The organism is Pseudomonas sp. JQ170C (assembly GCF_035581345.1).
GTDB lineage: Bacteria > Pseudomonadota > Gammaproteobacteria > Pseudomonadales > Pseudomonadaceae > Aquipseudomonas.
Genome location: NZ_CP141608.1, coordinates 1,174,413 through 1,200,339 on the forward strand (window position 1 = coordinate 1,174,413; position 25,927 = coordinate 1,200,339).

At 62.6% G+C, this 25,927-nt stretch carries 22 protein-coding genes; 9 read left to right on the forward strand and 13 right to left on the reverse strand.

Annotated features, from left to right (window positions below):
• Positions 1 to 3 precede the first annotated feature (3 nt).
• From gcvH to arcD (U9R80_RS05395), 7 genes are all read right to left on the reverse strand, one after another.
• Positions 4 to 387, reverse strand: a complete 384-nt coding sequence (gene gcvH / locus U9R80_RS05365) for a glycine cleavage system protein GcvH (protein WP_301837350.1) — start codon at positions 385 to 387, stop codon at positions 4 to 6.
• A 291-nt stretch (positions 388 to 678) separates the two neighbouring features.
• Complete coding sequence (locus tag U9R80_RS05370; RefSeq protein ID WP_301837349.1) at positions 679 to 2,187, reverse strand: sigma-54-dependent transcriptional regulator; 1,509 nt, start codon at positions 2,185 to 2,187, stop codon at positions 679 to 681.
• Positions 2,188 to 2,293: 106 nt separating this feature from the next.
• Positions 2,294 to 2,656 (reverse strand): DUF5064 family protein, encoded by a 363-nt coding sequence (locus U9R80_RS05375; RefSeq protein WP_301837348.1) that lies wholly within the window; start codon positions 2,654 to 2,656, stop codon positions 2,294 to 2,296.
• A 54-nt stretch (positions 2,657 to 2,710) separates the two neighbouring features.
• Complete coding sequence (gene arcC / locus U9R80_RS05380; RefSeq protein ID WP_301837347.1) at positions 2,711 to 3,643, reverse strand: carbamate kinase; 933 nt, start codon at positions 3,641 to 3,643, stop codon at positions 2,711 to 2,713.
• A 133-nt stretch (positions 3,644 to 3,776) separates the two neighbouring features.
• Entirely contained in the window at positions 3,777 to 4,787 is a 1,011-nt protein-coding gene (locus U9R80_RS05385) for an ornithine carbamoyltransferase (RefSeq protein WP_301837346.1), read from the reverse strand.
• Between the two features lie 69 nt (positions 4,788 to 4,856).
• Complete coding sequence (arcA, locus tag U9R80_RS05390; protein WP_301837345.1) at positions 4,857 to 6,113, reverse strand: arginine deiminase; 1,257 nt, start codon at positions 6,111 to 6,113, stop codon at positions 4,857 to 4,859.
• A gap of 33 nt (positions 6,114 to 6,146) precedes the next feature.
• Positions 6,147 to 7,574: an arginine-ornithine antiporter gene (gene arcD, locus U9R80_RS05395; protein WP_301837344.1), complete on the reverse strand. Its 1,428-nt coding sequence runs from the start codon at positions 7,572 to 7,574 to the stop codon at positions 6,147 to 6,149.
• Positions 7,575 to 8,016: 442 nt separating this feature from the next.
• On the opposite strand from arcD (U9R80_RS05395), the gene arcD (U9R80_RS05400) reads away from it, so the two are divergent.
• The gene (gene arcD, locus U9R80_RS05400; protein WP_301837343.1) at positions 8,017 to 9,444 is read left to right on the forward strand and encodes an arginine-ornithine antiporter; all 1,428 of its coding nucleotides are present in this window, start codon (positions 8,017 to 8,019) and stop codon (positions 9,442 to 9,444) included.
• A 54-nt stretch (positions 9,445 to 9,498) separates the two neighbouring features.
• Here the strand turns inward: arcD (U9R80_RS05400) and U9R80_RS05405 are convergent, their stop codons facing one another.
• The 6 genes from U9R80_RS05405 to gap all read right to left on the reverse strand — a co-directional run bounded on the left by U9R80_RS05405 (position 9,499) and on the right by gap (position 16,172).
• Positions 9,499 to 9,909, reverse strand: a complete 411-nt coding sequence (locus tag U9R80_RS05405; RefSeq protein ID WP_301837342.1) for a YbaN family protein — start codon at positions 9,907 to 9,909, stop codon at positions 9,499 to 9,501.
• Between the two features lie 59 nt (positions 9,910 to 9,968).
• Positions 9,969 to 10,583, reverse strand: coding sequence for a biliverdin-producing heme oxygenase (locus U9R80_RS05410; protein WP_301837341.1), 615 nt, complete (start codon positions 10,581 to 10,583; stop codon positions 9,969 to 9,971).
• Between the two features lie 158 nt (positions 10,584 to 10,741).
• Complete coding sequence (locus tag U9R80_RS05415; protein WP_301837340.1) at positions 10,742 to 13,336, reverse strand: TonB-dependent receptor; 2,595 nt, start codon at positions 13,334 to 13,336, stop codon at positions 10,742 to 10,744.
• 117 nt (positions 13,337 to 13,453) lie between these two features.
• Positions 13,454 to 14,416 carry a FecR family protein gene (locus U9R80_RS05420; RefSeq protein WP_301837339.1) on the reverse strand — a complete coding sequence of 321 codons (963 nt, stop codon included), beginning with the start codon at positions 14,414 to 14,416 and terminating at the stop codon, positions 13,454 to 13,456.
• Between the two features lie 68 nt (positions 14,417 to 14,484).
• Positions 14,485 to 15,003 (reverse strand): RNA polymerase sigma factor, encoded by a 519-nt coding sequence (locus U9R80_RS05425; RefSeq protein WP_301837338.1) that lies wholly within the window; start codon positions 15,001 to 15,003, stop codon positions 14,485 to 14,487.
• Positions 15,004 to 15,170: 167 nt separating this feature from the next.
• Entirely contained in the window at positions 15,171 to 16,172 is a 1,002-nt protein-coding gene (gene gap, locus U9R80_RS05430) for a type I glyceraldehyde-3-phosphate dehydrogenase (protein ID WP_301837337.1), read from the reverse strand.
• A 268-nt stretch (positions 16,173 to 16,440) separates the two neighbouring features.
• On the opposite strand from gap, the gene edd reads away from it, so the two are divergent.
• The 8 genes from edd to U9R80_RS05470 all read left to right on the forward strand — a co-directional run bounded on the left by edd (position 16,441) and on the right by U9R80_RS05470 (position 25,890).
• Entirely contained in the window at positions 16,441 to 18,267 is a 1,827-nt protein-coding gene (gene edd / locus U9R80_RS05435; RefSeq protein ID WP_301837336.1) for a phosphogluconate dehydratase, read from the forward strand.
• Positions 18,264 to 19,235 (forward strand): glucokinase, encoded by a 972-nt coding sequence (locus U9R80_RS05440; protein ID WP_301837335.1) that lies wholly within the window; start codon positions 18,264 to 18,266, stop codon positions 19,233 to 19,235. The genes edd and U9R80_RS05440 overlap by 4 nt, the downstream gene beginning before the upstream one ends.
• Positions 19,236 to 19,346: 111 nt before the next feature.
• A complete protein-coding gene (locus U9R80_RS05445; protein WP_301837489.1) occupies positions 19,347 to 20,045 on the forward strand; it encodes a response regulator in 699 nt (232 codons plus the stop codon).
• A 43-nt stretch (positions 20,046 to 20,088) separates the two neighbouring features.
• Complete coding sequence (locus U9R80_RS05450; RefSeq protein WP_301837488.1) at positions 20,089 to 21,483, forward strand: ATP-binding protein; 1,395 nt, start codon at positions 20,089 to 20,091, stop codon at positions 21,481 to 21,483.
• Positions 21,484 to 21,628: 145 nt separating this feature from the next.
• Positions 21,629 to 22,891, forward strand: coding sequence for an ABC transporter substrate-binding protein (locus U9R80_RS05455; protein WP_301837334.1), 1,263 nt, complete (start codon positions 21,629 to 21,631; stop codon positions 22,889 to 22,891).
• Positions 22,892 to 22,979: 88 nt separating this feature from the next.
• Positions 22,980 to 23,888 carry a carbohydrate ABC transporter permease gene (locus U9R80_RS05460; RefSeq protein WP_301837333.1) on the forward strand — a complete coding sequence of 303 codons (909 nt, stop codon included), beginning with the start codon at positions 22,980 to 22,982 and terminating at the stop codon, positions 23,886 to 23,888.
• A complete protein-coding gene (locus U9R80_RS05465; RefSeq protein WP_301837332.1) occupies positions 23,881 to 24,726 on the forward strand; it encodes a carbohydrate ABC transporter permease in 846 nt (281 codons plus the stop codon). The genes U9R80_RS05460 and U9R80_RS05465 overlap by 8 nt, the downstream gene beginning before the upstream one ends.
• 6 nt (positions 24,727 to 24,732) lie before the next feature.
• On the forward strand, positions 24,733 to 25,890 hold the full coding sequence (locus U9R80_RS05470) for an ABC transporter ATP-binding protein (protein WP_301837331.1): 1,158 nt from the start codon (positions 24,733 to 24,735) through the stop codon (positions 25,888 to 25,890).
• Positions 25,891 to 25,927: the final 37 nt, after the last annotated feature.

A 25,927-nucleotide genomic window follows, 5' to 3' on the forward strand; every position in this document is an offset into this window, starting at 1 on the left:
TCCTCAGGCGTCAGCGTTGGCTTTGATCAGGCGGTCGTAGGCGTCCTGGTCGAGCAGTTGCTCGACGGCGCCGGCATCGGCCGGGATGAAGCGGAAGAACCAGCCTTCACCCAGTGGGTCTTCGTTGACCAGCTCAGGGTTGGCCTCGAGCTGTTCGTTGACGGCCACCACTTCACCGCTCAGGGGCATGTACACGCCGCTGGCAGCCTTTACCGATTCAACGGTGGAGGCTTCGGCGCCCTGGTCGTAGCTTTGCAGCTCCGGCAGTTGCACGTAGACCACATCACCCAGGGCATTCTGGGCGAAGGCGGTAATCCCGACGGTGACGCTGCCGTCAGCTTCAGTACGCAGCCATTCGTGATCTTCGGTAAAACGCAACTCGCTCATGGAAACTCCTCAAGGGCCGCTGGGGACGGCAGTAGGCATGGCTCAGGATCGGCACTGAGCACTGGAATGAGTAATCCATTAGCAATATTGCGGCCATTTATAAAATATCTATATAAATCAGATACTTATGAAGTATTTGAATTGCATGAAAATACTGGCTGTAACGAAATCGCTACAGCCTGAAGTGATAAAAAAAGCTTAAAAGGATCAAACCCTTGCACTACGGCGCTGAAACCTGACTGTATTGAAATCGTTACGCTGTATCGTTTTCAGTACGGTTGAAGTGCGTATTCAGGATTTGGCAGGGATGCCGTATTTGCGCAGGCGATGGGCGATGGCGGTGTGGGAGGTTTGCAGGCGGCTGGCGAGCTGGCGGGTGGACGGGTAACGGGTGTAGAGCTTTTCCAGCAGGCTGCGTTCGTAGTCTTCCATGGCCTGCTCAAGGCTATCGACTTCGCCGTCGTGCTCACGGGCTACCGAAGTACCGGCGATGTCCAGGTCGCCGATGTCCACGAGGTTGCCTTCACAGATGGCGGCCGCACGGAAAATCACGTTCTGCAGCTGGCGCACATTGCCCGGCCAGCGGTTGCCGAGCAGGGCCGGGTAGGTGCCCGCTGTCAGGCGGCACGGCGGCCGCTGGATCTGGGTGCAGGCCTGCTGCATGAAGTAGCCGGCCAGCAGGAGGATGTCCTGGCCGCGCTCGCGCAAGGGCGGCACTTGCAGGTTGAGCACGTTGAGGCGGTAGAACAGGTCTTCGCGGAAGGTGCCCTCGGCGACCATTTTTTCCAGGTCGCGGTGAGTGGCGCTGAGGATACGAACGTTGACCTTGACCTCGCGATCACCGCCCACCCGGCGAAAGCTGCCGTCGTTGAGAAAGCGCAGCAGCTTGGCTTGCAGGTAGGGCGACATCTCGCCGATCTCGTCGAGAAACACCGTGCCCTGGTTGGCCAGTTCCATCAGCCCTGGCTTGCCGCCACGCTGGGCGCCGGTAAAGGCACCGGGGGCATAGCCGAACAGCTCGCTTTCGGCGAGGTTTTCCGGCAGCGCCGCGCAGTTCAGTGCCAGGAACGGGGCACTGTGACGGCTACTGATGGCGTGGCAGGCGCGGGCCACCAGTTCCTTGCCGGTGCCGGTCTCGCCATGAATCAGCAACGGCGCATCCAGGGCTGCGACGCGCAGGGCGCGGGCCTTGAGGGTGCGGATCGGTGGTGAGTCGCCGAGCAAGGCATCGAAACCTTCGGCGTGATCGTGGTGCAGGGCCGAGAGCCGCTCGCCGATGCGGTTGGGCTGGTACAGCGTCAGCAGGCCACCGGCGTTGGTGATGGGGGTGGCGTCGAGCAACAGCGTCTGGCCATTGAGCACCACTTCGCGCATGGGCAGGCGGAACCCTTGCTCGATCAACGCTTCGAGCAGGCCAGGGTCGTCGAACAGATCGACCACCGAGCGATCGGAGGGCTCCTGGCCGCACAAGGCCACCAGCGCCGGGTTGGCCAGCAGCACGTGACCGGCGCTGTCCAGTGCCAGCACCGGGTCACTCATGGCGGCGAGCAGGGCGTCGAGCTGCAGGTGACGGCGCTGGCCAGGGAGGATGTCCACGACCCGTACAGACTGCACGCCATGCACGTTCAACAAGGCGTCGTGCAACTCTTCAAGCACATGGGGGCTGAGGGTCGGGGCGTCGATGTAGACGTTGGGTGGCACCATCTCCACAGCGTCCAGGTTGAGATTGCGGGCACCGAGCAGCGCCAGCACTTCCTGAGTGATACCGACACGGTCGATGAAGCTGACGTGGATGCGCATGGGGAGGGGTCAAGGCTTACGAAGGCGGGCAGTATGCTGTGCAGACGAATCGCGGGGCAAGCCCGCTCCGGTAGGAGTGGGCTTGCCCCGCGAAGAATGCGCAAACTTACTCGAAATGCTCCGGCTTGATCGGGTCGCCGGATTTCATGTTCAGCTGTACGCGGATGTCCTCGAACATGGCGTCGTAGTGCTTGTGCACCGAGCCAATGCTGCTGTAGGCCTTCGGGATACCGTACTGCTCGGCAATCTTGGTCACGTTGCTGGCGAAGTTGTACGCCTCTTCCTTGGGCAGGAAGAACGATTCACTCATGTCCTTGCCCTGGATCGAGCCGTGCATTTTGAACTGCATGCCCTTGCCTTTCTTGGGGTCGGCGGCAACTTCGTAGTCGATGCTCAGGTCGTAGCTGACGTCGTCCTTGGTCAGCGCATGACGCTCGATATGCAGGTGACCGGGGGTGAACTGGGCCATGGCGGGCTCCTCTGGAAGGTTGAAACGGGCGGACCTTCAGTCCGCCCAACTGCATCAACGGTAGCTTATTCCAGGCTTGGCCGTGGTGACACGGGTACCGGCAGTACCTTTGACGATTTCTTCGATGTCGGCCAGCGAGCCAATGACCGCGACCTTGCCAGTATTGCGGGCAAATTCGCAGGCGGCCTGGACTTTCGGGCCCATGGAACCGGCGGCAAAGCCCAGGCGCTCCAGCTCGTCAGGGTGAGCTTCGGCAACGGCTTTCTGAGTAGGTTTGCCCCAGTCGATATAGGCCGCATTCACGTCGGTGGCGATCACCAGCAGATCGGACTTGAGCTCCTGGGCCAGCAAGGACGAGCACAGGTCTTTGTCGATCACCGCTTCGACGCCGCTGAGCTTCTTGCCGCTCTCGTCGTACATGGTCGGGATGCCGCCGCCACCTGCACAGATGACCACGGTTTTCTTTTCCAGCAGCCAGGTGATCGGACGGATTTCAAAGATGCGCTTTGGACGCGGGCTGGCGACCACACGGCGGTACTTGTCACCGTCGGGTTTGACCACCCAGCCTTTTTCCTTGGCCAGGCGCTCGGCGTCATCCTTGCTGTAGACCGGACCGATGAACTTGGTCGGGTCCTTGAAGGCCGGGTCATTGCCATCGACTTCAACCTGGGTCAGCAGGGTGGCGAATGGCACTTCAAAGGCCAGCAGGTTACCCAGCTCCTGTTCGATGATGTAGCCGATCATGCCTTCGGTTTCAGCTCCGAGCACGTCCAGCGGGTAGGCTTCGTCAGGCTTGTAGGATTGTGCTTGCAGCGACAGCAGGCCGACTTGCGGGCCGTTGCCGTGGGCAATGACCAGTTCATTGCCTGGGTGGATCTTGGCGATCTGCTCGGCGGCGATGCGGATATTGGCGCGCTGATTGTCCGCAGTCATGGGTTCGCCACGGCGCAGCAGGGCGTTACCGCCCAATGCAACAACGATACGCATGATGGATTCCTTCTAGCAAAGAGGGTGCAGGGGCGGGCTTGCTGTGGGAACGGGCTGGCTGTGGGAGCGGGCTTGCCCCGCGATAGCGATCCCACAGTCACACCGCATCGCGGGGCAAGCCCGCTCCTACCGGTTACAGGTCAGCGAGGGTCGAAACCAGGATCGCCTTGATGGTGTGCATGCGGTTTTCCGCTTGCTCGAAGGCGATGCAGGCCGGGGACTCGAACACGTCGTCGGTGACTTCGATGCCGTTGGCCAGGTTCGGGTACTGCTCGGCGATCTGCTTGCCGACCTTGGTGTCGGAGTTGTGGAACGCAGGCAGGCAGTGCATGAACTTGGTGCGTGGGTTGCCGGTGGCTTTCATCAGCTCGGCGTTGACCTGGTAGGGCAGCAGTTGCTGGATACGTTCGGCCCAGGCTTCAACCGGCTCGCCCATCGATACCCAGACGTCGGTGTGGATGAAGTCGACGCCCTTGACCGCCGCTTTCGGGTCTTCGGTCAGGGTGATGCGTGCGCCGCTTTCTTCCGCGTATTTCTTGCAGCGTGCCACCAGGTCGTCATGAGGCCACAGGGCTTTAGGCGCGCAGATGCGCACGTCCATGCCCAGCTTGGAGCCGACCAGCAGCAGCGAGTTGCCCATGTTGTTGCGGGCGTCGCCCAGGTAGACGTAGCTGATCTCGTGGATCGGCTTGTCGGCGTGCTCACGCATGGTCAGCACGTCGGCAATCATCTGGGTCGGGTGGTATTCGTCGGTCAGGCCGTTGAACACTGGAACGCCTGCGAACTTGGCCAGCTCTTCGACGATTTCCTGTTTGAAGCCACGGTATTCGATGGCGTCATACATGCGCCCCAGGACCCGTGCGGTGTCCTTCATGCTTTCTTTGTGGCCGATCTGCGAGGAGTTAGGGTCGATGTAGGTGACGTTGGCGCCCTGATCGTAGGCAGCCACTTCAAAGGCACAACGGGTGCGGGTCGAGGTTTTCTCGAAAATCAGCGCAATGTTGTTGCCTTTGAGGTGCTGCTGCTCGGTGCCGGTGTACTTGGCACGTTTCAGGTCGCGGGACAGGTCCAGCAGGTAGCGCAGCTCGCGAGGGGTGTGGTGTTCCAGGCTCAGCAGGCTACGGTTGTGAATGTTGAACGCCATGGTGATTCTCCTTGAATTCGGTGATCGGCCCGGCCGGCACCGGGTAGGTGCGGCCGGGTTGATGGTCGTTTAGTAGTCGATAGGGTCACGAACGATTGGGCAGGTCATGCAGTGACCGCCGCCACGGCCCCGGCCCAGTTCGCCGGCGCTGATGGTGATGACCTCGATACCGGCCTTGCGCAGCAGGGTGTTGGTGTAGGTGTTGCGGTCATAACCGATGACCACACCAGGCTCCACGGCCACGACGTTGTTGCCGTCATCCCACTGCTCGCGCTCAGCGGCGAAGCTGTTGCCGCCGGTTTCGACGACGCGCAGTTTTTTCAGGTTGAGAGACTCGGCCACCACCTCGATGAAGGTTTTGTTCTCGCGACGCACGTCCATGCCATACGGCTTGCTGCTGTCTGGACGGATGACGAACGGCACGATTTCCTTGACCACTTCAGGGAAGACAGTGACCAGGTCGCGGTCGCAGAAGCTGAACACGGTGTCCAGGTGCATCGCTGCACGGGACTTCGGCAGGCCGGCGACGACGACTTTCTCGACAGCGCCTTTGGCGAACAGCGATTGCGCCAGTTGGCCGATGGCCTGACGCGAGGTGCGCTCACCCATACCGATCAGTACCACGCCATTGCCGATCGGCATGACGTCGCCGCCTTCGAGGGTGGCCTTGCCGTGCTCTACATCCGGGTCGCCGTACCAGACTTCAAAGTCGGCACCGGTGAACTCGGGGTGGAACTTGTAGATGGCGGTGGTCAGCAGGGTTTCCTGACGTCGCGCCGGCCAGTACATCGGGTTCAGCGTTACGCCGCCGTAGATCCAGCAAGTGGTGTCGCGAGTGAACTGGGTGTTGGGCAGTGGGTCCAGCAGGAAGCTGGAGTGGCCCAGGTAGTCGCGGTACATCTTGATCACGCCGGAGCCTTCGCTTTCCGGCAGGTCTTCACCGGCCACACCGCCGATCAGGAACTCGGCCAGGTGACGTGGCTCCAGGCCTTCGAGCCAGCTGCGGACTTCGTTGGTCAGGCCGATACCGACGGTATCGGGGGTGATCTTGCGGTCCAGGATCCATTTCAGTGCTTCAGGCTGCGCGACGATGTCGGTCAGCAGATTGTGCATCTCCAGCACTTCGATGCCGCGTTCACGCATTTTGGTGACGAAATCGAAGTGGTCACGCTTGGCCTGATTGACCCAGATGACGTCGTCGAACAGCAGCTCGTCGCAGTTGCTCGGCGTCAGGCGCTGGTGCGCCAGGCCAGGGGAACAGACCATTACTTTGCGCAGTTTGCCGGCTTCGGAATGTACGCCGTACTTAACTTTTTCCGTGGACATGATGCATTTCCTCCAAGTTTCGAATACGGGGGGTTACAGGGTCAGGAAGCCGTCGTAGAGGCCATAGGCGGCCACGAGGGCGCCAATGACCACGGCGGCGAAGAGCAGTTTCTCCACGTGGGTAAAGATGGGTTGGCCGACCTCGCGCTTGGCCTTGGCGAACAGGATCACGCCAGGGGCATAGAGCAGGGCCGAGAGCAGCAGGTATTTGACGCCACCGGCGTACAGCAGCCAGATCGCGTAGACCAGGGCGATGCCGCCGATGATCAGGTCTTTCTTGCGTTCGGCCAGGGCTTGTTCATAGGTTTCGCTACGCCATGCCAGCAGGAAGGCATAGGCCGCCGACCACAGGTAAGGCACCAGGATCATCGAGGTGGCGAGGTAGATCAGCGACAGGTAGGTACTGGCCGAGAACAGGGTGATGACCAGGAAGATCTGCACCATGGCGTTGGTCAGCCACAGGGCGTTGGCCGGTACGTGGTTGGCGTTCTCGCGGCGCAGGAACTCCGGCATGGTGTGGTCTTTGGCGGCGGCGAACATGATCTCGGCGCACAACAGTACCCACGACAGCAGGGCACCGAGCAGCGAGATGATCAGGCCGACGCTGATCAGCACTGCACCCCAGTGGCCGACCACGTGCTCAAGCACGGCTGCCATCGAAGGGTTCTGCAGTTTGGCCAGTTCAGGCTGAGTCATGATGCCCAGCGACAGCACGTTCACCAGTACCAGGAACAGCAGCACGGTGATAAAGCCGATCACGGTGGCCTTGCCCACGTCCGAGCGTTTTTCTGCCCGGGCCGAGAAGATGCTCGCGCCTTCGATACCGATGAACACCCAGACGGTGACCAGCATCATGTTGCGCACCTGGTTCATCACGCTGCCCAGGTCCGGGTTCATGCTGCCCCAGATGTCGGCGGTGAAGATGTCCAGTTTGAAGGCGAACAGGGCGATCAGGATGAACAGTGCCAGTGGCACGACCTTGGCCACGGTGGTGACCAGGTTGATGAAGGCCGCTTCCTTGATGCCGCGCAGTACCAGGAAGTGCACTGCCCACAGCAGCACCGAAGCGCCGATGATGGCGGCCGGGGTGTTGCCCTCGCCAAAGATCGGGAAGAAGTACCCCAGGGTGCTGAACAACAGGACGAAGTAGCCCACGTTGCCCAGCCAGGCACTGATCCAGTAGCCCCAGGCCGAAGAGAAGCCCATGTAGTCGCCGAAGCCGGCCTTGGCGTAGGCATATACCCCGCCATCAAGGTCCGGCTTTCGGTTGGCCAGGGTCTGGAAGACAAATGCCAGGGTCAGCATACCGATCGCGGTAATCCCCCAACCGATCAGTACTGCGCCAACATCCGCGCTGGCAGCCATGTTTTGTGGCAGCGAGAAGATACCGCCGCCGATCATCGAGCCGACGACTAGTGCAACCAGCGCACCAAGTCGTAGTTTTCCGGGAGCGTCTGACATTGAATAACTCCATACCAGGAGAAGAGATGACGCTAGAGTAAATCCAGCGGCGAAGTCATAAGCTGATTCAGGTCAGTTCATGAGGACATTCCATTGCAAGTCATTAACTGAAAGAGCCTCCCGGAGAATGCCGTCGGCGAAATCACAGGCCTTGTACACTGGCACCTCCATGGTGATTTAGAGCATTCGCTCTGACAGGCTGCGAGATTTGAAGCTAGTCCGTTTCACAGGTTTAGCAAATTTTTAGCGAGAATTTTTCTTATTACCTTGAAGCGGCGGAGATAGTGCACAAAACTCACCAAATAGTTCGTCCGGCATAGACGCCATAGTTATGAGGGCTATAGTCTTAAAGGCCAATTACATATAAACGCGAACGTACCTGCTTTATTTAACTCAGGGTGCCGCCCTGAGGTTACAAAGACGAGACAGAAAGGGGATTTGCATGTCCGAACCAGGACACAAACTGCGCCTTGGCGCGTTGATCGCGCTGGTGGTCGGCTCGATGATCGGCGGCGGGATTTTTTCCCTGCCGCAGAACATGGCTGCCCGCGCTGACGTTGGCGCAGTACTGATCGGTTGGGGGATCACGGCGGTGGGCATGCTGGCCCTGGCATTCGTGTTCCAGACCCTGGCAAACCGCAAGCCGGAGCTCGACTCGGGGGTTTACGCCTACGCCAAGGCCGGCTTTGGCGAGTACATGGGATTTTCCTCAGCCTGGGGCTACTGGATCAGCGCCTGGCTGGGCAACGTGGGTTACTTCGTGCTGCTGTTCAGCACCCTGGGTTTTTACTTTCCGGTGTTTGGCGAGGGCAACACGCCCATCGCCATCGCCTGTGCTTCGTTGCTGCTGTGGGCGGTGCACTTCCTGGTACTGCGTGGCATCAAGGAAGCGACCTTCATCAACCAGGTGACCACCGTGGCCAAGATCGTGCCGCTGGTGATGTTCATCGTGATTGCCGCCGTGGCCTTTCGCGCCGATATCTTCACCCGTGACATCTGGGGCCTGAGCAACCCGAAATTCGGCAGCGTGCTCGATCAGGTGCGCAACATGATGCTGGTGACGGTGTTCGTGTTCATCGGCATCGAAGGGGCGAGCGTGTATTCGGGGCGTGCGCAGAAGCGTTCGGATGTGGGCAAGGCCACGGTGATCGGCTTTATCGGCGTGCTGGCCTTGCTGGTGATGGTCAACGTGCTGTCGCTGGGGGTCATGACCCAGCCGGAGCTGGCGGCGTTGCAGAACCCGTCGCTGGCGTCGGTGCTGGAGCACATCGTCGGGCCCTGGGGGGCGTTGCTGATCAGCATCGGCCTGGCGATTTCGTTGCTGGGGGCATTGCTGTCGTGGGCGTTGTTGTGTGCCGAGATCCTGTTCGCCACGGCCCGCGACCAGACCATGCCGCGCTTCCTGGCCCATGAAAATGCCAACCACGTGCCTTCCAATGCACTGTGGCTGACCAACATCATGATTCAGCTGTTCTTGCTGATCACGCTGTTTTCGGCGGGCACCTACACCAGCCTTATTTACCTGGCTTCCTCGATGATCCTGGTGCCGTACTTGTGGTCGGCGGCGTATGCCGTGCTGCTGGCGGTGCGGGGAGAGTCGTATGAAGGGAGCCCTGGCGCGCGGCGCAAAGACCTGATGATTGCCGGTATCGCCCTGGTGTATGCGGTCTGGCTGCTCTATGCCGGGGGCTTGAAGTACTTGCTGTTGTCGGCGCTGCTGTATGCGCCGGGCGTGATCCTGTTTGCCCGGGCCAAGCATGAGCAGGGGCAGTCACTGTTCACCCACTGGGAGAAGGTGATTTTTGCCGGGGTGCTGGTGGGTGCGGTCGTGGCGGCGTATTCACTCTATAGCGGAATGCTCACCCTGTAGGACCGGGCTTATTGTAGGAGCGGGCTTGCCCCGCGATAGCGGTGTGTCAGGCCGTTAGCCGTCGCGGGGCAAGCCCGCTCCTACAAGTGCTTCCGGGCGCGACCAGATCCACAGATTGCCCAGGGCCATGCCGCCAATGGCCAGGAACACCGGCCAGCCGTGATCCAGGAACACCAGCATCACGGTGGCGCACAGCACCATGCTCACGGTAGCGCTGAGCTTGGCACGTCGCTGGATAACCTTGCCGTTGCGCCAGTTGTACAGGATCGGGCCGAACAGCCGGTGGTTTTCCAGCCAGGCGCTCAGGCGCGGTGAGCTGCGGGTGGCGGCCCAGGCGGCAAGCAGGATGAACTCGGTGGTGGGCAGGCCGGGCACGACGATGGCGACCAGGCCGATGGCCAGGCTGACGTAGGCCAGAATGCCGAACAGCAGGCGAGAGAGTTTGGAGGCGGCAGGGCGGGTCATGGGCTTTTCTGTTGCACGGGCAAGGCCCGGTTACCGCGAGGGTAACCGGGTACGGCGCATCAGGCCAATTCGGCTTTAGGCGCAGTCGCGTAGGCGTGTTTGAGCAGCTCGGTGAAACGCTCGAAGGCAGCCACGGCGCCTTGTTCGGCCTTGGCTTCTTCTTCCGGGCTCAGCTCCAGGCCGTCGAGAATGCGGGTGAATTGCTTCCAGCCCTCGGCACGGCCACCGGCCGGTTCGCCCAGGTGACGAGCGCCGAAGGTATCGGACAGGCCCAGCCCAACGGCACGCTTGATCAGGAACGCGGCGCCGAGCTTGGAGCCTTCGGAGACGAAGATCCAGCCCATGGCTTCACCCAGGCTCGGGTTCTGCAATGCACCCGGGAAGGCGTCAGGAATGGCGGTGTCCAGGTCAGCCAGGTCCAGGGCGGCTTGTTCGGCGCGGCAGCGCTCGGCCAGGTCCGGGACGATGGCGATCAGCGCAGGGTCGGTGTACAGCGCCTTGAGCTCGTTCTGGAACAGGTACTGGGCAACCACGAAGCGGGCGAAGCTTTCGCGGGTCTCGAACGGGGCGTGGGATTTGACCAGTGCATCCAGCTCGGTGTGCGGGGCATGGGTCAGCTGGTTCAGGCGTTGCGAACGCAGGCTGGCGCGTTCGGTGGTGGTTGCGGCGGTCATGGTGATTCCTTGCGAAGTGGGCGTGCCTAGTGACTAGACGAAACAGAAGACGCGCGACAGTAAAAAAACCTCACCGTCGCGATCGGACAATCCAGCTGGCCTCTCGCGGTGCAAGCCCGCTCCCACAGTAGGAGCGGGCTTGCCCCGCGATGCATCTATTAAATGTCCCAGACCAGGTTGATGGCGAAGTTGCGCCCCGGCATGGTCAGGCGATCCAGGTTGGCCGGCGAGGTCACCGCCGCTTCACCCAGGCCGTCGTAGCCGCGCACGTCATCCCACTGCCAGTACTTCTTGTCGGTCAAGTTGTACAGGCCGGCGTTGACGGTGATGTCGTCGGTGACCTTGTAGAAACCGGCCAGGTCGAGCACGCCGTAGCCTGGGGTGCGGAACTGCTTGCTGGTGCCGTCGGGGGCGAAGAAGGTGGTGTCGTCGACACGGTCCTTGCGCTTGACCAGGGTCCAGCTCAGCAATGCACCGTACTGCTCTTGCTCATAGCCCAGGCCCATCACGGCGGTTAGCGGGTTGACGCTGTTGAGCGGCTGGCCGGTGTCGTCGTTACGGCCACGGGCGTAGGCGATCGAGCCCTGGGTGTAGAGGCCCTGCGCGGCACCGAAGTGGTCCAGGTTCAGGCGGCCCTTGAACTCGGCGCCCTTGATGGTGGCGTGCTTGATGTTGTTGGCCTCGAACGTCTGGCCCAGGTTGCTGCCCTGCACGGCGTCTTCGTTGATGAAGTCGCGGTACTTGTTATAGAACACCGCCACGTCGAAGTTGCCGGCGTCGAAGTTGCCGCGCAGGCCGGTCTCGTAGCTCTTGCTCTTTTCCGGCTCCAGGTCGGAGTTGCCGCGCACGCTGTAACCCAGGCCCGGGTTCTCGAAGCGGCCATAGAGCGACTTGGCGGTAGGGGTGCGGAAGCCTTCGGCGTACTGGCCGTACCAGGTGTAGTTGTCGTCGAAGGCGTAGGTCACGCCGAACTTGGGCGATACCCGGTTCCAGGTTTTCTCGTCATCGTCGACCGGGTCAGTGCTCGAGGCACCGATGCCGCGCAGGAACTCGTCGGTCATGTGTGGCTTGAGCTGGGTGTAGTCGTAGCGCACACCCGGCAGGAAGGTCCACTGGTTCCAGCGGATCTCGTCCTGGGCAAACAGGCTGTAGGTGTTGACGGTCGGGTCCGGGAAGTCGCTGACCAGTGCCTGGCTGTCGCTGACGCTGATCTGGCCGATGGCGCGGCACGATCCGCCGACGTTCAGGCAGGTGCCGGTACCGCTGCGCGAGCCGGTGACCTTTTCGTTCTTCAGGGTGGTGCCGTAGGTCAGCAAGTGTTCGGTTTCACCGACGCTGAAGGCTTTGTCCAGCTGGGCGTCGAAGACCCACTGGCGGTCTTTGTAGGTGGTCTTGCGATCACGGGCCACCTGGCGGCCGGAGGCAAAGTAGAGCTCATCGGTACGCTGGTCGGTCTTGCCGATCTGGTAGTTCAGGCTCCACTTGACGTTGTCGGCCAGCAGGCTGCCCAGGGCGAACTCATGGTTGATGCCGAAGCGCTCACGGGTGACCACGTCGTTGCCGGTGCGGTCGCGGTAGGAGTTCATGGCGCCGAAGCCCGGAATGAACGGCCCGCCCACGGCGCTCTTCTGGTCCAGGTCGCGGTCGTCCTTGTACTTTTCATAGGTGAACGCCAGGCGCGAGTCGTCGGCGTAGTTCCAGCCGGCCTTGGCCAGAATGTTGGTGGTGCGCACGTCTTCGGGGTTGGCTTCGGTGCGTTCCAGGCCGGTGCCGCCGTGGCCGCCGTAGGACTCGGTCTCATGGCCATTGCGCTGGCTCAGGTGCAGCAGGCCGTCGAAGTCGCCCTGGCGACCGGCGACGGTGGCCGAGTTCAGCCAGCTGTCGTCGGCCGAGCTGTAGCCGGTTTTCAGGCGTGCGCCGACATCCTTGCCCGGCTTGATGATGTCGTCGGGGTCGAGGGTGAAGTAGCTGACAGCGCCGCCGATGGCGTTGCTGCCGTACAGCACCGAGGCCGGGCCGCGGAGGATTTCCACGCGCTTGACGATTTCAGGGTCGACGTAGTTGCGCTGGGTCTGGGCGTAGGGGCCGAAGAAGAAGCTGTCGGGGATCGACACGCCGTCAATCTGGGTCAGTACCCGCTCACCGTCGATACCACGGATGTTGTAGCCGTTCAGGCCGCTGCGCTGGCCGGTGCCACTGACCGAGACGCCCGGTTCGTAGCGCACCAGCTCCTTGATGTCGTTGACGTTCTGGCGGTCCAGTTGCTCGCGGGTGTGCACGCTGACGGTGCTCGGCACCTGGCTGATGTCCTGGGCGCTACGGGTGGCGCTGACGGTGATCTGCTGCAGGGCGATGACGTTGGAGGTGCTGCGCTCGATCACCACGTTGCCGCTGCCCAGGGTGCGATAGCTCAGGCCGGTGCCGGCCAGCAGGCGCTTGAGCGCTGCCTCGGGCTTGAGCGAGCCCTGAACGCCTGGCGAGGCTACGCCTTCGGCCAGTTCGGCAGACAGGCCGACCTGCCAGCCCGTAACGGCGGTAAAGGCATTGAGCGCCGAGACCAGCGGTTGCTGGGCAATGGCAAAGCGGTAGTCACCCATGCGCGGCGCAGTGGCCTGGGCTGGTTCGGCGGCCAGGGCCGGCAGGCTGCAGGCGCCACTGGACAGCAGTGCCAGGGTCAACAGGGAGAGCGTGCAACGCTGCAGGCCGGGTTTACGAGAAGTGTCTGAAGACCGACGAGTAGAACCAGTGGACATCGAAAGCGCTCCCTGTCGCGCAAGTTATAAAAAATGTCTGACTCAAAAATAAGAATCAGTTGCATTGGCTATAACGAGACGTTTCGGTTTAGGGAATCGCGTAAAAAAAGTTTCAGGTCAGTTGAGAATGACCACGGCGGGGAATTCGTGCAGTTGTGCCGAGGTAATGTGGGCCAGGGCGCGCAAGGTTTCGATGGGCTGATCCAGGCGGTAGTTGCCGGTGACCGCGACCTGCTCCAGGCGCTCGTTGCGCGAGATGATCACACCTGGGTAATAGCGGCGGATTTCAGCCAGCACCTGCTCCAGTGGACAGTTCTCGAAAATCAGCCGGCCGTGGACCCAGGCCAGGTCTTTTTGCGCGTCGACCCGCTCGCGCTGGCCAAAGCCGTTGGGGCCGATGCGGATGCTGTCGCCGCTGGACAGGCGGATGTGCTGGTCGCTGCTGGCGCGCAGGTCGACGTCGCCACGCTGCACGCGAACCTGGGCCTCGCCGTTGAGGTAGCGCACGGCAAAGTCGCTGTCGCGCACACTGGCGCGCAAGGGGCCGGCCTGCAGTTCAAGCGGCTGGGCCATGCCGGCGGGCACCTCGAAGAATGCCTCGCCCTGGTAGAGGCGGGCGACGCGCTGGCGGTTGTCGATATCGCTGGAGAAGGCCGAGTTGGTGTTGAGCAGCACCCTGGAGCCGTCTTCGAGTTGCAGGCGCTGGCGCTCGCCGACCACGGTCAGGTGATCGGCTTGCAGGCGCATCGGCACATTGCCCACGGTGAACACCCCGACCAGCAACACGGCGGCAGCCGCCAGCGGCTTCCAGTGCGGGCGCAGGCGGGCAAGGCGTGAAGGGCGATGGGTCTGGGCGATGTGTGCGGCGGCCTGGCGCAGCGTGTCGCCCTGCCACAGGGCTTCGGCTTCGACATAGGCCTGGGCGTTGGCCGGGTCGGCCTCGAGCCAGGCTTCAAAAGCGAGGGTATCTTCGGGCGTGGCACATTGCAGGCGGATCAACCAGTCCAGGGCCTGGTCCATGGCACTGTCGCAGGCAGCCGAATCTGGCGGCGAAGGGCGATGAGGGGCGCTATCGGTCACGGCGAATCCTGGTTGGTCTTGTCGTTGTATTTATGATCAAGCGTTATGGCAGCGCTGGCAAGCCACCGTCAGTCGCGGTTCAGGCGATTGGCGACACCCACACAGATGGCCATGATCAGTTTCAGTTCCTTCTGAACCGTACTGGCGGAAACATTGAGCTGCTCGGCGATTTCCAGGTAGCTGGCGCCGTGCAGCCGGCTGAGGATGAAAATACGCTGCTGGCGTGCAGTCAACTGCCCAAGGCTGACACTCAGGCGCTTGAGCAACTGCTCGGCATGGGCGGCGTCTTCGGCGCTGCTGCTAGGGGCGGCAACGTTGTGCAGGACTTGCTCGGGCACATCATCGACCAGGTTGCGGGCCTGGGCGCGGCGCGCGCGCAAGTGGTCCAGGGCCAGGTTGCGGGCGGTCTGGAAAACGAACGGTTCGAGGTGCTCGATGGGCCGCTCGCCGAGGGCGCGGGTAACGCGCAGGTAGGTCTCCTGCAGCAGGTCTTCGGCGGTGCTGGGGTTATCGACCATGCGCTGCAGGGTCCGCAGCAGGCTGACCCGCTGGGCAAGGAATACAGTGTTGAACTGGGACTGGCTCACAGCGATACCCGGGCAATGCGAAGCGAATGATAATGCTTATCATCTTTGCCAAGGTCAAGCCCGGAATGCCTGAGTAGGAGCGGGCTTACCCCGCGATCCGCCATCCCAGGCAACACAGATGTGCTGGCTGTACCGGCCTCTCGCGGGGCAAGCCCGCTCCTACAAGGTTATCGGGCGCTGCACAGTGCCAGGCAGTTATCCAGCATGCGGTTGGAGAACCCCCACTCGTTGTCGTACCAGGCCAGCACCTTGAGCATTCGGCCGCTGGTGCGGGTGTGGTTGGCGTCGAAAATCGATGACAGCCGGTTATGGTTGAAGTCGCACGACACCAGCGGCAGGCTGTTGTAGCCCAGCACCTTGGAATGACGGCTGGCCTCCTTGAACAAGGCATTGACCTCGTCGGCGGTGGTCTCGCGCCCAAGATTCACGGTCAGGTCCACCAGCGAGACGTTGATCACCGGCACGCGTACCGCCATGCCCGTCAATTTTCCCGCCAGCTCCGGCAGCACCAGCCCCACGGCCTCGGCCGCACCGGTCTTGCTCGGAATCATCGACTGGGTGGCCGAGCGGGCGCGGAACGGGTCGCTGTGGTAGACGTCGGTCAGGCTCTGGTCATTGGTGTAGGCGTGGATGGTGGTCATCAGCCCTTGCTCGATGCCCAGTTCGCGGTGCAGCACCTGGGCCAGCGGCGCCAGGCAGTTGGTGGTGCAGGAGGCCGCCGAGATGATCTGGTGCGAGGCGCGCAGGATATCGTGGTTGACCCCGTACACGATGGTCGCATCGGCCCCCTTGGCCGGTGCCGAGATAATGACTTTGCCCGCACCGGCAGTAAGATGGGCGGCTGCCTTGGCGCGCTCGGTGAATAACCCGGTGCACTCGAACACCACATCGATGGCTTCGGCTTTCCACGGCAGCTCCGCCGGGTTGCGGATGGCGCTGACGGCGATGCGGTCGCCATTGACGGTCAGGCTTTCATGATCGGACTCGACATCGGCAGCAAAGATGCCGTGGACGCTGTCGTACTTGAGCAGATGGGCATTGATCGCGCTGTCACCCAGGTCGTTGATCGCGACGACCTGCAGGTCCTGGCGGTAGCCTTGGGTATAGAGTGCGCGAAGGATGTTGCGGCCAATGCGGCCAAAGCCATTGATTGCGATGCGAAGGGTCATGGAGCTACCTCTGGCAGACCGGGTTAAGCCCGTGGCAAATGAAGAATTGCTTCACTGCATCTGATTTTGTTGTTGGAATTACAAGATTATTCGTAAAAAAATAGAAAACAAGCCTTTTTACTGGCAGTATTTTGTTCAATCTACAACGAGCGATCGGCCAAGCCGTCCCTCCCTCAACATTCGCCCCTGCCTTTGAGCCTAGGTGGCGATTGCTGATAAGGGAAACAGCCGCAGAGGTCGCAATCACCGATAGCCTGGAGTCCAGTACATGCATCCGCGCATTCTTGAGGTCACCCAACGGCTGATCGACCGCAGTCGTCCCACCCGCGAACGCTACTTGCAGTTGATTCGCGGCGCGGCCAGCGACGGGCCGATGCGCGCCAAGCTGCAATGCGCCAACTTCGCCCACGGTGTGGCTGGCTGTGGCACCCAGGACAAAAACAGTCTGCGGATGATGAATGCGGCCAACGTCGCCATCGTCTCGGCCTACAACGACATGCTCTCGGCCCACCAGCCCTACGAGCACTACCCCGAACAGATCAAGCAGGCGCTGCGCGACATTGGCTCGGTCGGCCAGTTCGCCGGCGGCGTGCCGGCCATGTGCGACGGCGTCACCCAGGGCGAACCCGGTATGGAGCTGGGCATTGCCAGCCGCGAAGTGATCGCCATGTCCACCGCCATCGCGCTGTCGCACAACATGTTCGACGCGGCGCTGATGCTGGGCATCTGCGACAAGATCGTGCCTGGCCTGCTGATGGGTGCGCTGCGCTTCGGTCACCTGCCGACGGTTTTCGTGCCGGGCGGTCCGATGCCCTCGGGTATTTCCAACAAGCAGAAGGCCGACGTACGCCAGCGCTACGCCGAAGGCAAGGCCAGCCGCGAAGAGCTGCTGGAGTCGGAGATGAAGTCCTACCACAGCCCCGGCACCTGCACCTTTTATGGCACGGCCAACACCAACCAATTGTTGATGGAAGTGATGGGTCTGCACCTGCCGGGCGCCTCCTTCGTCAACCCGTACACGCCGCTGCGCGATGCCCTGACCATCGAGGCGGCGCAACAGGTCACGCGCATGACCAAGGCCAGTGGCGACTTCATGCCGCTGGGCGAGATCGTCGACGAGAAGTCCCTGGTCAACTCCATTGTCGCCCTGCACGCCACCGGGGGTTCGACCAACCACACCCTGCACATGCCGGCGATTGCCCAGGCCGCCGGCATCCAACTGACCTGGCAGGACATGGCCGAGCTGTCCGAGGTGGTGCCGACCCTGTCCCATGTGTATCCAAACGGCAAGGCCGACATCAACCACTTCCAGGCGGCCGGAGGCATGGCTTTCCTGATTCGCGAACTGCTCGATGCCGGGCTGTTGCACGAAGACGTCAACACCGTGGCCGGTCACGGCCTGCGCCGTTACACCCAGGAGCCGTTCCTGCAAGAGGGCAAGCTGGTCTGGCGCGAAGGTCCGCAGGCGAGCCTGGACGAAACCATTCTGCGCCCCGTGGCGCGGCCGTTCTCGCCGGAAGGAGGCCTGCGGGTAATGGAAGGCAACCTCGGACGTGGGGTGATGAAAGTGTCCGCCGTGGCCCCTGAACACCAGGTGGTCGAAGCACCGGCACGGGTATTCCACGACCAGCAAGCGCTGGCCGATGCCTTCCAGGCGGGTGAGCTGGAATGTGATTTCGTTGCGGTGATGCGCTTCCAGGGCCCGCGCTGCAACGGCATGCCCGAGCTGCACAAGATGACGCCGTTCCTGGGCGTGTTGCAGGACCGCGGCTTCAAGGTGGCGCTGGTGACGGATGGGCGCATGTCGGGCGCTTCGGGGAAAATCCCGGCGGCCATTCACGTCTGCCCCGAAGCCTTTGACGGCGGGCCGCTGGCGCGGGTACGCGATGGCGATATCGTGCGGGTCGACGGCGTTGCCGGCACCCTGACGGTGAAGCTCGACGCCGCGACCCTCGCCGACCGGGAAATCCCCGCCGCGCCCACCGGCAACGACCTGGGCTGTGGCCGTGAACTGTTTGGCTTCCTGCGCATGGCCCTGAGCCCGGCCGAGCAAGGCGCAAGCGCCTTCACCTCGGCCCTGGAGACGCTCAAATGACCCGCGCCCTGGTCGGTGATATCGGCGGTACCAACGCCCGCTTTGCCCTCTGGGAAAACAACGCCATGCATTCGGTGCAGGTGTTTGCCACCGCCGACTACACCAGCCCGGAGCAAGCCATTGGTGTCTACCTGGCGGCACAGGGCCTGGCCAGGGGCGAGCTGGACGCGGTCTGCCTGGCAGTGGCCGGGCCGGTGAGCGGTGACGAATTCCGCTTCACCAACAACCACTGGCGACTCAGTCGCCAGGCGTTCTGCAAGACCTTGCAGGTCGAGCATCTCCTTTTGATCAACGACTTTACCGCCATGGCCCTGGGCATGACCCGGTTGCAGGCCGACGAGCGCCGCGAGGTGTGCGCGGGTGTTGCCGATGCCGGGCGTCCGGCGGTGGTGATCGGCCCGGGCACGGGGCTGGGCGTAGGGACGCTGCTGGACCTGGGCGACGGCCGCTGGATGGCCTTGCCCGGCGAGGGCGGGCACGTCGACCTGCCGGTGAGTACCCCGCGTGAGGCGCAGATTCATCAGCAGATTGCCCGCGAGACCGGGCACGTCAGTGCCGAGACCGTGCTCAGTGGCGGTGGCCTGCTGCGGCTGTACCACGCCATCTGTGCGCTGGACGGGCAGTCGGCAACACTGCAGAGCCCGGCGGCGATTACCGATGCAGCCCTTGCCGGCGAGCCCGTGGCTTTGGCGGTGATCGAGCAGTTCTGCCGCTTTCTGGGCCGAGTGGCGGGCAACAATGTGCTTACCTTGGGTGGGCGCGGCGGTGTCTACATTGTTGGCGGGGTGATCCCGCGATTTGCCGAGCTGTTCTTGCGCAGCGGGTTTGCCGAGAGCTTTGCCGACAAGGGCTGCATGAGCGGTTACTTCAAGGGCGTGCCGGTGTGGCTGGTGACGGCTGAATTCTCCGGGCTGCTCGGGGCCGGCGTGGCCCTGGTAGGAGCGGGCTTGACCCGCGATGCGGTGTGACGGTGAAACCGCTATCGCGGGGCAAGCCCGCTCCCACAGCAGCCCTGTTTCACAGCAAGCACGTTCCTACATTGACCAGTCAGGGATCAACGCGTGAGTAAGTCGATATTGATGGTCGATGACGATCAGGAGATTCGCGAGCTGTTGCACACCTACCTCAGCCGCGCCGGTTTCCAGGTCACTGCCGCGGCCGACGGGCGCGGCTTTCGCCAGGCCCTGGAGGGCGGCGAGTGGGACCTGGTGATCCTCGACGTCATGCTGCCCGATGAAGACGGCTTCAGCCTCTGTCGCTGGGTGCGCCAGCATGGGCGTCTGGCACAGGTGCCGATCATCATGCTGACCGCCAGCTCCGATGAGGCCGACCGGGTGATTGGCCTGGAGCTGGGCGCCGATGACTACCTGGGCAAACCCTTCAGCCCGCGCGAGTTGCTGGCGCGCATCAAGGCCCTGCTGCGCCGGGCCGGGTTCGGCCACGAGCGCACTGGCGGCGATGTATTGGCCTTTGACGAGTGGCGCCTGGATACCATCAGCCACCGCCTGTTTCACCGCGACGGTGAGGAGGTGATTCTCTCGGGTGCCGACTTCGCCTTGCTCAAGCTGTTCCTCGACAACCCGCAACAGATCCTCGACCGCGACACCATCGGCAATGCCACCCGCGGGCGCGAGCCGATGCCCCTGGACCGTATCGTCGACATGGCTGTCAGCCGCCTGCGCCAGCGTCTGCGCGACACTGAAAAACCGCCACGGCTGATACGCACCATACGCGGCAGCGGTTACCTGCTGGCGGCCAGTGTTGCTACCGCGCACTGAGCGGCGCTGGCGCCTGCCACTGCCGCGCTCGCTGCTCGGTCGCATGCTGCTGTTGACCTTGCTGGTGGTGTTGCTGGCCCAGGGCCTGTCGAGCCTGATCTGGCTGTCGCAATTGCGTGCCAGCCAGCTGGAAGGGTTGGTGGCCAGTGCCCGCAGCCTGGCCCATTCCATGAGCGCCAGTGTCAGCTACTTTCGCTCGCTGCCGGTGGCCTACCGGCCCATGGTGCTGGACCAGTTGCGCAATATGGGCGGCACCCGTTTTGTGGTCTCGCTCAATGACAAGCCCCTGGCGATGCAGGAGCTGCCTTCGACGCCGCGCAAGCAGGCGGTGATCACCGCCGTCGATGAAGTGCTGCACCAGCGCCTGGGTCAGCAACTGGAGATCTCGGTGATGTTTGTCAGCCCTCAGGATCTGCGCATTTTCAACAGCGGCCTGAAGCTGGATGAGCTGCCGCGCTCCTGGGCGCACTATGCCTTGACCCTGGAACCGATCAATCCGCCGGTGCTGGTGATGCAGATTCACCTGGGCGAAGGCGAGTGGCTGTACATCGCCTCGCTGCTGCCCGAACCCTATACCAGCCTGGAGGAGCAGGAGCTGCCGGCCCAGCAGGTCTGGTTCATCCTGCTCACCAGCTCCTTCCTGCTGCTGTTCATCGGCTTGCTGGTGCACTGGCAGAGTCGCCCGCTCAAGCGCCTGGCCCTGGCCGCGCGGGAGATGTCGCTGGGGGCGGATGTGGAGCCGGTCACCGAGGGCGGTGGCAGCGAGGTGGAGGAGGTGGGGCGTGCCTTCAATGCCATGCGCGAGCGCATCAGTCGCTACCTGACCGAGCGCAGTCAGTTGTTCAGCGCCATCTCCCATGACCTGCGTACGCCCATCACGCGCCTGCGCCTGCGAGTCGAGCTGCTCGATGACGAGGCCGTGCAGGCCAAGTTCAGCCGCGACCTGGATGAACTGGAAATGCTGGTCAAGGGCGCGCTGCAGTGTGTGAAAGACACCGACATCCACGAGAACATCGAGCGCATCGACCTGAACCAGGTGCTGGAATGCCTGGTCGAGCCGTACCTGAGCAGTGGCCGGATCACGCTGGAAGGGCGAGCCTTGGCGCCCTATCCGGGCAAGCCGCTGGCGCTCAAGCGCTGCATGGGCAACCTGATCGACAACGCCTTGAAGTATGGCGAGCGTGCGCACCTGCGGGTGATCGACAGTGGCAGCGGGTTTGTTTTGCAGGTCGACGATGAAGGCCCTGGTGTGCCGGAGCAGCGCCTGGAGCAAGTGTTCGAGCCGCATTTTCGCCTGGCCGGACAGCAGCAGGGCTACGGCCTGGGCCTGGGCATCGCGCGCAATATCGCTCACAGCCACGGCGGCGAGGTGAGCATGCGCAACCTGCGCGAAGGCGGCTTGCGCGTGACCTTGAGCTTGCCGCGCAGCGGTGACTGAGCCGCCGGCAAAGCGAATGTCACCAACTGGTGACATTCGCGCATCCCTTCGTTACGTCCCCTCGGTCGACCTCTGTTTAGACTCCGATGCAAGCGCAAGCAACATGACTTGCACCTGCATAACAACAAGAAAAGGTTTGTCTTCAATGAATGCGATCAATCGTCTCGCCGCTGTCATTTCCCTTGCCTCCTTGTTGCCCCTGAGCGCTATTGCCGCCGATGCCGGTACGGTCGAGGTGCTGCACTGGTGGACCTCCGGTGGCGAAGCCAAAGCCGTCGAAACGCTCAAGGCGCAGGTGCAGAAAGACGGCTTCGTCTGGAAGGACAACGCCGTGGCCGGCGGCGGTGGTGCCGCGGCCATGACCGTGCTCAAGACCCGCGCCATCTCCGGCAACCCACCGGCCGCCGCACAGATCAAAGGCCCGGATATCCAGGAGTGGGGCGCGCTGGGCTTGCTGACCGAGCTCGATGACGTGTCCAAGGCCAACCACTGGGATGCACTGCTGCCCGCGAAAGTGGCCGATATCATGAAGTACGACGGTCACTACGTGGCCGTGCCGGTGAACATCCACCGCGTCAACTGGCTATGGATCAACCCCCAGGTGTTTGAAAAAGCCGGTGCCAAGGTACCCACTACCCTGGACGAGCTTTTCGCCGCCGCCGACAAGCTCAAGGCCGCAGGTTTCATTCCCCTGGCCCATGGCGGGCAACCCTGGCAGGACAGCACCGTGTTCGAGGACCTGGCCTTGAGCATCCTGGGGCCCAAGGGCTATCACGCCGCCTTCGTCGACCTGGACGAAAGCACCCTGACCGGCGCGCAGATGGTCGAGGTGTTCAAGACCTTGCAGCGCCTGGGGACCTACATGGACCCCAACCGTGCCGGGCGTGACTGGAACATCGCCGCCGCCGAGGTCATCAGCGGCAAGGCCGGCATGCAGATCATGGGCGACTGGGCCAAGAGCGAATGGACCGCTGCCGGCAAGGTGGCGGGCAAGGACTACGAATGCGTGGCCTTCCCCGGCACCCAGGGCAGTTTTGCCTACAACATCGACTCCCTGGCAATGTTCAAGCTCAAGAACGAGAACGACATCAAGGCCCAGAACGACCTGGCCAAGGTCGCGCTGGAGCCGCAGTTCCAGACCGTGTTCAACCAGAACAAGGGCTCGCTGCCGGTACGCCAGGACATGGACATGAGCCAGTTCGATGCCTGTACCCAGAAGTCGGCGAAGGACTTCAAGGAGGCCGAGAAGGGCGATGGCCTGCAGCCGAGCATGGCCCACAACATGGCGACGTCCCTGGCGGTGCAGGGGGCGATCTTCGATGTGGTGACCAACTTCCTCAATGACCCGAAAGCCGACCCCGCAACGGCGGTCAAGCAGCTGAATTCGGCGATCAAGTCGGCCAAGTGACACTGGCCTGATCGCGGGGCGAGCCCGCTCCCACATTCCCCTGTAGGAGCGGGCTTGCCCCGCGAAACCCCTCACAGAGATACCCCCAATGAGCACTGTTGCCACCCTCAACAAGGCCTCGCCCTTCGACGCCCTGCAACGCTGGCTGCCTAAACTGGTGCTGGCGCCGAGCATGCTGATCGTCCTGGTGGGCTTCTACGGCTACATCCTCTGGACCTTCATCCTGTCGTTCACCAACTCAAGCTTCATGCCCAGCTACAAGTGGGTCGGCCTGGCCCAGTATGCCCGGCTGATGGAGAACGACCGCTGGTGGGTGGCGAGCAAGAACCTGCTGGTGTTCGGCGGCCTGTTCATCGCTATCAGCCTGGCAATCGGCGTGCTGCTCGCGGTGCTGCTCGACCAGCGCATCCGCCGCGAAGGTTTCATTCGCACCGTCTACCTGTACCCGATGGCACTGTCGATGATCGTCACCGGCACCGCCTGGAAGTGGCTGCTCAATCCAGGCCTGGGCCTGGACAAGATGCTGCGCGATTGGGGCTGGGAGGGCTTTCGCCTGGACTGGCTGGTGGACCCGGACCGGGTCGTCTACTGCCTGGTGATCGCTGCGGTGTGGCAGGCCTCGGGCTTTGTCATGGCGCTGTTCCTGGCGGGGCTGCGCAGTGTCGATCAATCCATTCTCCGCGCTGCGCAGGTCGATGGTGCAAGCCTGCCGAGCATCTACCTGCGCATTGTGTTGCCGAGTCTTCGCCCGGTGTTTTTCAGCGCGCTGATGATCCTTGCGCATATCGCCATCAAGAGTTTCGACCTGGTCGCGGCCATGACCGCAGGCGGCCCGGGCTATGCCTCGGACCTGCCGGCGATGTTCATGTACGCCTTCACCTTCAGCCGTGGGCAGATGGGCATGGGCTCGGCCAGTGCGATCCTGATGCTCGGCGCGATCCTGTCGATCCTGGTGCCTTACCTGTATTCGGAACTGAGGAACAAGCGCCATGACTAGATCCCTGGCTCCCCGCTCTTTTTCCTTCAGCCGCCTGGCGATCTACTCGACGCTGCTGCTGGCCTGCGCGCTGTACCTGATTCCGCTGATCGTGATGTTGCTGACCAGCTTCAAGTCGCCCGACGACATCCGCACCGGCAACTTGCTGAGCTGGCCCGAGGTGATCACCGGGATTGGCTGGATCAAGGCCTGGGACATCGTCGGTGGGTACTTCTGGAACTCGGTGAAGATCACCGTGCCGGCGGTGGTGATCTCGACCCTGCTGGGCGCCTTGAATGGCTATGTGCTGTCGATGTGGCGTTTTCGCGGCTCGCAACTGTTCTTCGGGCTGTTGTTGTTCGGCTGCTTCCTGCCGTTCCAGACCGTGTTGCTGCCGGCCTCGTTCACCCTCGGCAAGCTGGGGCTGGCCAGCACCACCACCGGCTTGGTGCTGGTACACATCGTCTATGGCCTGGCCTTTACCACGCTGTTTTTTCGCAACTACTACTGCAGCGTTCCGGACGCCCTGGTACGGGCGGCGCGACTGGATGGGGCGGGGTTCTTCACCATCTTCGGGCGCATCCTGCTGCCGATGTCGGTGCCGATCATCATGGTCTGCCTGATCTGGCAGTTCACCCAGATCTGGAACGACTTTCTCTTCGGTGTGGTCTTCGCCAGTGGCGACGCCCAGCCGATCACCGTGGCCCTGAACAACCTGGTCAATACCAGCACCGGGGTCAAGGAATACAACGTCGACATGGCGGCGGCGATGATCGCCGGGTTACCGACCCTGTTGGTCTATGTGCTGGCTGGCAAGTATTTCCTGCGCGGGCTCACGGCCGGCGCGGTCAAGGGGTGAATCACTATGGCAACGCTTGAACTGCGCAACGTCAACAAGACCTACGGCAGCGGTCTGCCGGATACCTTGAAGCACATCGACCTGTCGATCGACTCGGGGGAGTTTCTGATTCTGGTCGGGCCTTCGGGCTGCGGTAAATCGACCCTGATGAACTGCATCGCCGGGCTCGAACAGATCACCGGCGGGGCGATCCTGGTGGACGACGCCGACATCAGCGGCATGAGCCCCAAGGATCGCGACATTGCCATGGTGTTCCAGTCGTATGCGCTGTACCCGACCATGAATGTGCGCGACAACATCGCCTTCGGCCTGAAGATGCGCAAGATGCCGGCGGCGGCCATCGACGAAGAGGTGGCGCGGGTGGCCAAGCTGCTGCAGATCGAGCACCTGCTGACGCGCAAGCCCGGCCAGCTTTCCGGCGGCCAGCAACAGCGGGTGGCGATGGGGCGGGCGCTGGCGCGGCGGCCGAAGATTTACCTGTTCGACGAACCGCTGTCCAACCTCGACGCCAAGTTGCGGGTGGAGATGCGCACCGAAATCAAACTGATGCACCAGCGCCTGAAGACCACCACGGTGTATGTCACCCACGACCAGATCGAAGCCATGACCCTGGGTGACAAGGTGGCGGTGATGAAGGACGGCCTGATCCAGCAGTTCGGAACGCCGCAACAGATCTACAACGATCCGGCCAATCTGTTTGTCGCAAGCTTCATCGGCTCGCCCCCCATGAACTTCATTCCCTCGCGTTTGCAGCGCAAGGACGGCCGCTTGCAGGCACTGCTCGACAGTGGCCAGGCCCGGTGCGAACTACCCTTGGGGATCAGTGATGCGGGCCTTGAGGAGCGTGACGTGATCCTTGGCATTCGCCCCGAACAGATCGTGCTGGCGCCGGCCCAGGCCAATGGCCTGCCGAGCATCCGTGCCGAGGTGCAGATCACCGAGCCGACCGGTCCCGATCTGCTGGTGTTCGTCACCCTCAACCAGACCAAGGTGTGTTGCCGCTTGGCGCCGGATGTACCGACCCGGGTCGGTGACACCCTGACCCTGCAGTTCGATCCGGCGCGGGTGCTGCTGTTCGATGCCGCCACGGGCGAGCGCCTGGGGGTGCAGGCCGAGCCGCAGCAGGCAGGCAAAGACAACGTGGCCCGCTTCAAGGGCCGCTGAATTCGTTGTAAGTCGTACAAACCCATCGATAACAATA